The organism is Bacteroidota bacterium (assembly GCA_034723125.1).
In the GTDB taxonomy this organism is placed as follows: Bacteria; Bacteroidota; Bacteroidia; order CAILMK01; family JAAYUY01; genus JAYEOP01.
The window spans coordinates 1-8,115 of the sequence record JAYEOP010000503.1 but is presented as its reverse complement, the minus strand read 5'-3'; the positions used below and the strand labels follow the sequence as shown (position 1 = coordinate 8,115).

The 8,115-nt window shown below is 31.0% G+C and carries 4 protein-coding genes; 2 read left to right on the top strand and 2 right to left on the bottom strand.

The features are described 5' to 3' along the window. Both U9R42_13035 and U9R42_13030 read right to left on the bottom strand, forming a co-directional pair. Positions 1 to 255: redoxin family protein (locus U9R42_13035; GenBank protein ID MEA3496943.1), on the bottom strand; the 255-nt coding region annotated here is incomplete at its 3' end. Between the two features lie 54 nt (positions 256 to 309). Continuing rightward, on the bottom strand, positions 310 to 843 hold the full coding sequence (locus U9R42_13030) for a hypothetical protein (GenBank protein MEA3496942.1): 534 nt from the start codon (positions 841 to 843) through the stop codon (positions 310 to 312). Positions 844 to 1,270: 427 nt separating this feature from the next. On the opposite strand from U9R42_13030, the gene U9R42_13025 reads away from it, so the two are divergent. Together U9R42_13025 and U9R42_13020 are read left to right on the top strand one after the other, a co-directional pair. Beyond that, positions 1,271 to 5,128 (top strand): PKD domain-containing protein, encoded by a 3,858-nt coding sequence (locus U9R42_13025; GenBank protein ID MEA3496941.1) that lies wholly within the window; start codon positions 1,271 to 1,273, stop codon positions 5,126 to 5,128. A gap of 36 nt (positions 5,129 to 5,164) precedes the next feature. Further along, positions 5,165 to 8,115, top strand: a 2,951-nt coding sequence (locus U9R42_13020; protein ID MEA3496940.1) for a PKD domain-containing protein, incomplete at its 3' end; no start/stop codon positions are given.

The following is an 8,115-nucleotide window of genomic DNA, read 5'->3' as shown; positions in this document are numbered from 1 at the left end:
TTTAAAATCATTTAGTTTATTGGTTTTCTTGCTATTTGAATTTATTGCAACAAACTCCACTCCATCATCTTTAAACATCTCCGCAGTATCTTTTGTGTTTTCATCCGATTCAATAACTGAAGGGCAGTGATTACATGTGAAAAAGATTACCAGTATTTTTGCCTTTTTAAATTTTTTTAACGAATAATTTTTTTTATCTGTTGCCGGCAAGTCAAAATCTGGTGCCGAATCTCCTATTTTTAATGTAAATGCCATATTTTATTATTATTTACTTATTTCATTAAAATTAATGAATTTTTTTTTATAAATTTATCTTATTTTCAATGATTTTATCATATCCCAAGCTATCGGTTTCCACTTATCCATTTTTTTCTTTGGACAACTAAAGCTAAATCTTATTAAAATACCAGCTTTATAAAATGATTCATATATTAGATGATATACTTCCTTATCATTTTCGGTGTATGTCATTTCAATAAAAGCAATATTCGTTTGGTTAAATTCTTTAATATCACTTTTTAACAGTTTAAATTCATTTTTATTACTATACTTTAATTCTAAAAGGTCAATATCTTCAGATAAGCTTGCATCTTGTTTTATTTCAAAAACAATTAATTTTACGCTACTAAAGGTTTTTGCTAATACCATAAATGGTATATCATCAGGATGATTTTCCTTTAAAATTTCTTGATCAACAATTTTCCTCAAACTCTTTTCAGCAACAAAACTTATAGTATTGTCTTTAACATAATATTTTATGTATTTTTGAGAGAAGACTTCTTTTGGTAATAGAAAAACGATTAATAATATAATATAAATAATATGTATCAATCGTCTGTTCATGAAAATCAGTTTTTTAATAAGCTTTCAAAGGTATGCCTTTTTTTTCAAATAATCAAATTTTGTTCTAAGTAATTGCTGGAATGTTTAAATTTTAGATTTAATCTCTTTTTGAAGTACTACCTTTTCAAATAGTTAAAAAAAAAAGCACTTATTTATAAAAGGGAACTTCTAAGCAAATAACCTGAATTCAGGTTGTTATATTTTAAAATTGAGTATTGTTTTTCATCATAAGGCAAAGAGCTTTATTTCATCAGAAACCATTGTATGCAACTTTTTTACTTAAAATACCGTCTTTATTAATTGCACTTATTTTACTGTAATTAAAAATGTAATAGTGAGTTTGAATAATTTTTATTATGCCATTTTTTCAAAAGATATTATCTTTGCAAAAAATATATTAACAACGCTTTTATCACTTCTTTTAACTATGAATACAAAAACAACGACATCACTAAATCATATATTTCTTAAAACGATCTTATTCTTTTTCTTACTATTTCAAATTCAAAATCTTACAGCTCAAATAACGCTATTTTCTGAGGATTTTAATTCTTCCTCCTCCTTGCCTACAGGATGGACACAGGAGGCAGTAAGCGGCTCTGATGTGTGGTCAATAAATAATGGTGGACATTTTAACAATGGCTCCAAACATCCAGCAACAGCACACAGCGGAACAAGAAACGCTTATTTATGGTCGATGATTACTACTCGTAAATTGGTAACTCCCTCAATTAATTTAGGAGGAATGGGAAATGTTCAGTTAAAATTTTATGAAGCACGAGAACAGTGGGGGACAGATCAGGATAAACTATCAATTTATTACAAAAAAAATTCTTCTTCATTATGGGTGCAAATAACATCATTTACCTCAAATACACCAAATTGGACATTACGAACTGTAAATTTGCCAAACCCAAGTAGTACTTACAAGATTGCTTTTCATGGAATTGCAAAATATGGTTATGGTATTTGTATTGATGATGTAATTATTAGCGGTCAAATAGCCAATGATGCAGGTGTTACCAATGTTTCTGTTGAAAGGAAAAAATATATAAAAGCAACAATAAAAAATTATGGTGCAAACAATCTTACTTCAGTTAAAATAAAACTCTCAGTAGATGGAAGTTCACCATCGTTATTTAACTGGACAGGAAATATTGCACAATATTCTTCAACATCAGTTATAATTGATACAATCAATTTTTCGCATGGGATACATAGTTTAAAACTCTGGACTTCTGACCCTAACACAACTGCTGATGGTAATAATACTAACGACACTTTAAATTTTCCATACAAAATCATTAAAATTTTACCTTACACAGAAAGCTTTGAAAACGGAAGTGGTAACTGGCTACAATCAAGTAATGATAATATTGACTGGATACGCAAATCTGGAGTAACACCAACTTATGGCACAGGACCTAATTCCGCACATAACGGAAGTTATTATTATTATATTGAAGCATCAGGAAATTATAATAAAACAGCCAGTATTTTCACTCCTGACATTGACCTTACTTTAGCCGCAAATCCACACATAAAAGTTTGGTACAGTATGAATGGCTCAGATATGGGTTCCTTGCATTTTGATGTAGATACTGCGGATTCATGGGTTAATGATTTTTCAACATCTATCTCTGGAAATCATGGAAGTGCATGGCAATCGGAACTTATTGACTTGAGTAATTTAAAAAATCTTGACAAACTTAGTTTCAGAGGAATTACAGGCTCTGGATTTTTAAGTGATATTGCAATTGATGATATTTTAATTATTGATGTGCCTAACATAAACCTTGGCAATGACACTACTTTTTGCTCAGGACAAAGTCTTATAATCGATGCAGGTTATGGATTGGGTTACTCTTATGTTTGGAAAGATACAAATTCAACAGACACACTTGCAACAACGCAAATGCTCACAGTTGATTCCTCAGGAATGTACTATGTAATTGTAGATGCAGGTTATGGATATACTGATATAGATAGCATTTCCATATCAATAAAACCTTTTCCTGTTGCAAGCTTCACTCTTTCCGATAGTACATCTTGCTTTGAAGGAAATTCCTTTTCTTTTACAAATAATTCAACAATCTCCTCTGGAAACATAAATTACAATTGGTCTTTTGGCGACACTTTGTTTTCAACTTCTACAAATCCTTCACATTCTTATACTTTTGATGATACTTTTGAAGTAAAGCTTATAGCAATTTCAGATTTTCAATGCATAGATTCAACTACAAAAACAATTCATATTTTCCCAAATCCTAAAACTAATTTTTCAGCAAATGATTCTTCTCAATGTTTTGATTTTAACTCATTTACATTTTATGATTCTACAGAAATAAATTCAGGTAGCATTAGCAATATTTTATGGAGCTTTGGTGATTTAACAACTTCAACTGCATTGAATCCTACACATCAATATTCTTCCGAAGGTATTTATTCTGTTAAATTAATTGCTACTTCCAATTTTAATTGTTTGGATTCCATCACAAAAAATATTTATGTAAGAACAATGCCCACAGCAGATTTTTCTATAAACGACAGTGCTCAGTGTTTTGATGGAAACAATTATATTGTAACAAATAATTCCTCAATAAGTTCAGGAACTTTATCCTATTTTTGGGAATTCGGACAAGAAAGTACTTCTTCATCTAAAGATGCATCATACAGCTTTTTAAACAAAGGCAAAAAATCTATTTACCTTTTAGCAACATCTAATTACAACTGTAAAGACTCCGTTGAAAAAGAAATTATGCTACATGAAACACCAATTGCGAATTTCAGTGTAAATGATTCTTCCCAATGTTTATCAGGAAATAGTTTTAAATTCAGCAATTTATCTTCAATTTCCTCAGGGCAAATTATTTCAAACAACTGGTATTTTGGAAACAACGACACATCAACATTTTTAAGTCCTACTTATTCGTATTTAAATGATGGAAATTATTTTATAAAATTAGTTACAAAGTCAGATCAATTATGCAAAGATTCACTTATAAAAAAAGTTTTTGTCCATCCTGTACCGGAAACTGACTTTACAATTGCAGACAGTTCTCAATGTTTTAACGGCAATAATTTTAAATTTTATAACAACACAACTATTTCATCAGGCACAATGGTGTATTTATGGAATTTTGGAGATAAAATTACAACCCAACATCCGAATATTTCACATTCCTACAATAGCTGTGATACTTTTCATGTTAAGCTTTTAGCAACATCAGATTACATGTGCAAAGACTCTATAACTAAAACGATTTTAGTAAATCCCGAACCAACAGCTTTATTTCATATCACTGATTCCATTCAGTGTTTTAATACAAATAACTTTCAATTTGTTAATAGCTCAACAATAGCTACAGGCACTTTCAATTCTTCATGGCAATTTGGTAACAACAATAATTCATCTGTTTTAAATCCTCAGCACTCATATCAAAATTCAGGAAATTATTCAATTAAATTATTAGTCAACTCTGTATTTGGTTGTACTGATTCTACTTATAGTTCGGTAATTATTAATCCAAATCCTGAATCAAATTTTACAGTAAACGACAGCACCCAATGTCTTAATGGAAATAAATTTATTTTTACAAATACATCAACAATAGCTACAGGTACTCTCAATTCTTCATGGCAATTTGGTGACAACAATAATTCTTCCTTATTAAATCCACAACATTCTTTTTCCTCTGATGGGAATTACTTTGTAAAACTATTAGCCATTTCAGACAAGGACTGTGGTGATTCAACACTAAAAGAAATGACTGTTTTCCCTCAACCGATTATTAATCTCGGAAATGATACAAGTCTTACTTTTAAAGATTCAATAATTTTAAGTGCAAATCCGGAATTTGATAGCATACTATGGAGTGATAATTCTACAGCTTACAAATTGATTTGCAATATTTCAAATTTAAAGCATGGAAGCAATAGCATTTTTGTACATGTTACAGACAGCAATGCTTGTACAAATTCCGATACAATAATTATTACTTTTGATACTGTTAACAGCATAAATAACGTAAAAATATTTTCGAATATAAAAATTTATCCAAATCCAACTTATGGAAAAATTAATATTGAAATAACAAATCCATTAAAACAAAGGCTATCTGTTTCAATCTATAATATTCAAGGAAAAGTATTGTTTTATGAAAAATTAAATAACAACAGAAAAATAAATAAAATGATTGATATCAGTAATGAATCAAAAGGTTTTTATTTTATAAAAATAAGTTCAGGGAATTTTACTGATGTCAAAAAAATTATTTTAAAATAACATTAAAATTATTTCGTTTAAAAATTTTTAATTGAAATGAATAAAGAAGCAAAAAATAAGCACAACAATTTTTTCAAAATATTTTTGCTTGTTGCAATATTGTTGGTTTTTAACAAACTATCCTATTCTCAAACAGGACAAGGAAATGTTTGGTGCTTTGGTAATCATGCAGGCTTAAATTTTAGTACAGGCAACCCTGTTGCTTTTTATAGCGGTCAAACCAATAATCTTGAAGGAAGTGCTACAATTTCTGATTCAGCAGGCAATCTCCTTTTTTATACAGACGGCATGACAATATGGAACGCTAACCATCAAACAATGGAAACAGGACTTTACGGTCATTCATCAGCAACTCAATCGGGTGTTATTGTTCCACACCCTACAAATCCTGATACCTTTTATGTTTTTACAATTGATGCAACACAAAATAACCTGAACCATGGATTACGATACACCATAGTTGATATGTCGTTGAATAGTGGATTAGGAGATGTGCCTACCCCCACCTCAAGTTCAAAAAACCAACTACTAACACCATCAGGCATAAAAATGGCTGAAAAAATTACCGCTGTAAGGCATTGTAATAATGTTGACATTTGGATTATCGGACACGGATACTCAAAAGGAAGTAGTAATGCAGGTGGTAAATTCTATGCATTTCTTCTTACACCAAATGGTATTGTTACAACTCCTGTTATTAGTACAGTTGGAACAGTACATCAAGGAGGTGATGGAAGTGGTTATGGAAATTCCAGAGGCTATTTAAAAGCATCATCTGACGGTAGAAAAATAGCATTAGCAATAACTTATGATGGTTGTACATCTTATTGGGCTAATTGGTGTAGCAGTTCATCAGGAGCATTTGAGGTATTTGACTTTGATTATACCACAGGAATCGTTTCCAACCCAATTAGATTTAAAGATAATTTTAAAGGTGCTTATGGAATTGCATTTTCTCCAAATGGAAATGTTCTTTACGGTGGCGGATGGGGTTCTTACGGGGGCAGTATTAAAATTTGGCAATGGAATCTCGCTGCCGGTTCAGCAACGGCAATAAAAAATTCTCAAACTACTGTTGCTACAGAATCTTCAGGAGGTTTTGGTGCCTTACAACTTGCTTCTGACGGCAAAATTTATATTTCCAGAAATTATAAATATAATTTATCTGTAATTAAATATCCTAACAAACTTGGTAGTTCATGCGGATACCAATCAAATGGTGTTTCCCTTGGTTCTCGTAGGTGTCGATACGGATTACCAACTTTTGTAGCATCATATTTTGACCCCAATCATGGTTATACTTATAGCAACAACTATGAAGACATGATAACTGTTTTTATGATTGCAGATTCACAACGAATTGATTCTGTATTTTGGAATTTTAACGATCCTACAACAGGAACAAGTGATACTTCTACAGCTTTTAATCCTGTTCATGCCTTTTCAGATACAGGCAATTATAATGTTTTACTTGTAATTTACAGATGCAATATTATTGACAGTATTTATCACTCAGTAATTAATTACCCAAGACCTAATACAGGATTTACCATAAATGATACTTTACAATGTTTTAATGAAAACAGATTTGTTTTTACAGATACCTCAACAATTGAAAGCGGAACAATAGATTACTTTAAATGGCATTTTGGTGATGGTGATACATCAAATGTTCAACACCCTGTTCATTCCTATTCTAATCCAGGAATTTATACGGTAAAATTAGTTACAACTTACGACCACAAAGGAATGGATTCCTCAACGCATCAATTAGAGGTAATTTATAGCCCTAATGCAGTTGTTGGTGTAAACGACACATTGCAATGCCTTAGTGGTAATTTATGTTATTTTGATAATAATTCATCAATCAGCACAACAAGTTCTTTGAGCTTTTATTGGGATTTGGGAGGTGGTGATACTTCAACATCTATTTATGTTCTTCCAAAAACATACACAACTGCGGATACATTTGCAGTAATGCTGATAGCAACATCCGATTCAGCTTGTGTTGATACTTCAATTCAAAATGTGTTTATCAGACCAATGCCAAATGCTGGATTTTCATTAAATGATACAGCACAGTGTCTTACCGCAAATAATTTTATCTTTACAAATAATACAACTATTGCTTACGATACTTTGTCGTATTTATGGAGTTTTGGCGGTAATGATACTTCTACTGCAACAAATCCTAACCATTCATATTCAAGCAGTGATACTTTTGAAGTTAAATTATTGGCAACAACAAATTTCGGATGTAAAGATTCAGCTTACCAAACAAATATTGTTTTCCCAATGCCAAATTCGGGATTCTCAGTAAACGATAGTAACCAATGTTTAAGGGGAAATAATTTTGTTTTTACAAATTCATCTTCAATAAGTTCAGGTTCATTATCGTACTATTGGGATTTTGGGGACGGTGATACTTCAACTTCTAAAAATCCTTCCCATTCATTTGCTACTTCAGATACTTTTCAAGTGAAATTACTTGTGTATTCAGGGGAAGGTTGCCCTGATTCAATTACCAAAACCGTTTATGTTTTCCCAATGCCGAATTCTGTATTTTCAATAAATGATTCTGCACAATGTTATTATGGAAACAGCTATGTTTTTTCCAACAGCTCGAATATTTCAACAGGAAGCATTTCTTATTTGTGGAATTTTGGAGATTCAGACACATCCACTTTTACAAACCCAACACATTCTTATACTTCTGACGACACATTTAATGTGAAACTAATAGTTACATCAGCTTTAGGATGTAAAGATTCATTAATTAAATCAACTATTGTTTATCCTGAGCCACAGCCATCATTTTCATTTAACGATAGCGACCAATGCATGAACGGACATCAATTTATTATTACAAATAACTCAACAATAAATTCAGGTTCAATGACATGGTTCTGGAACTTTGATGACGGAACAACAAGCACAAATGAAAATCCTACTCATAATTATTCAACAGAAGATACTTTTGAAGTTAA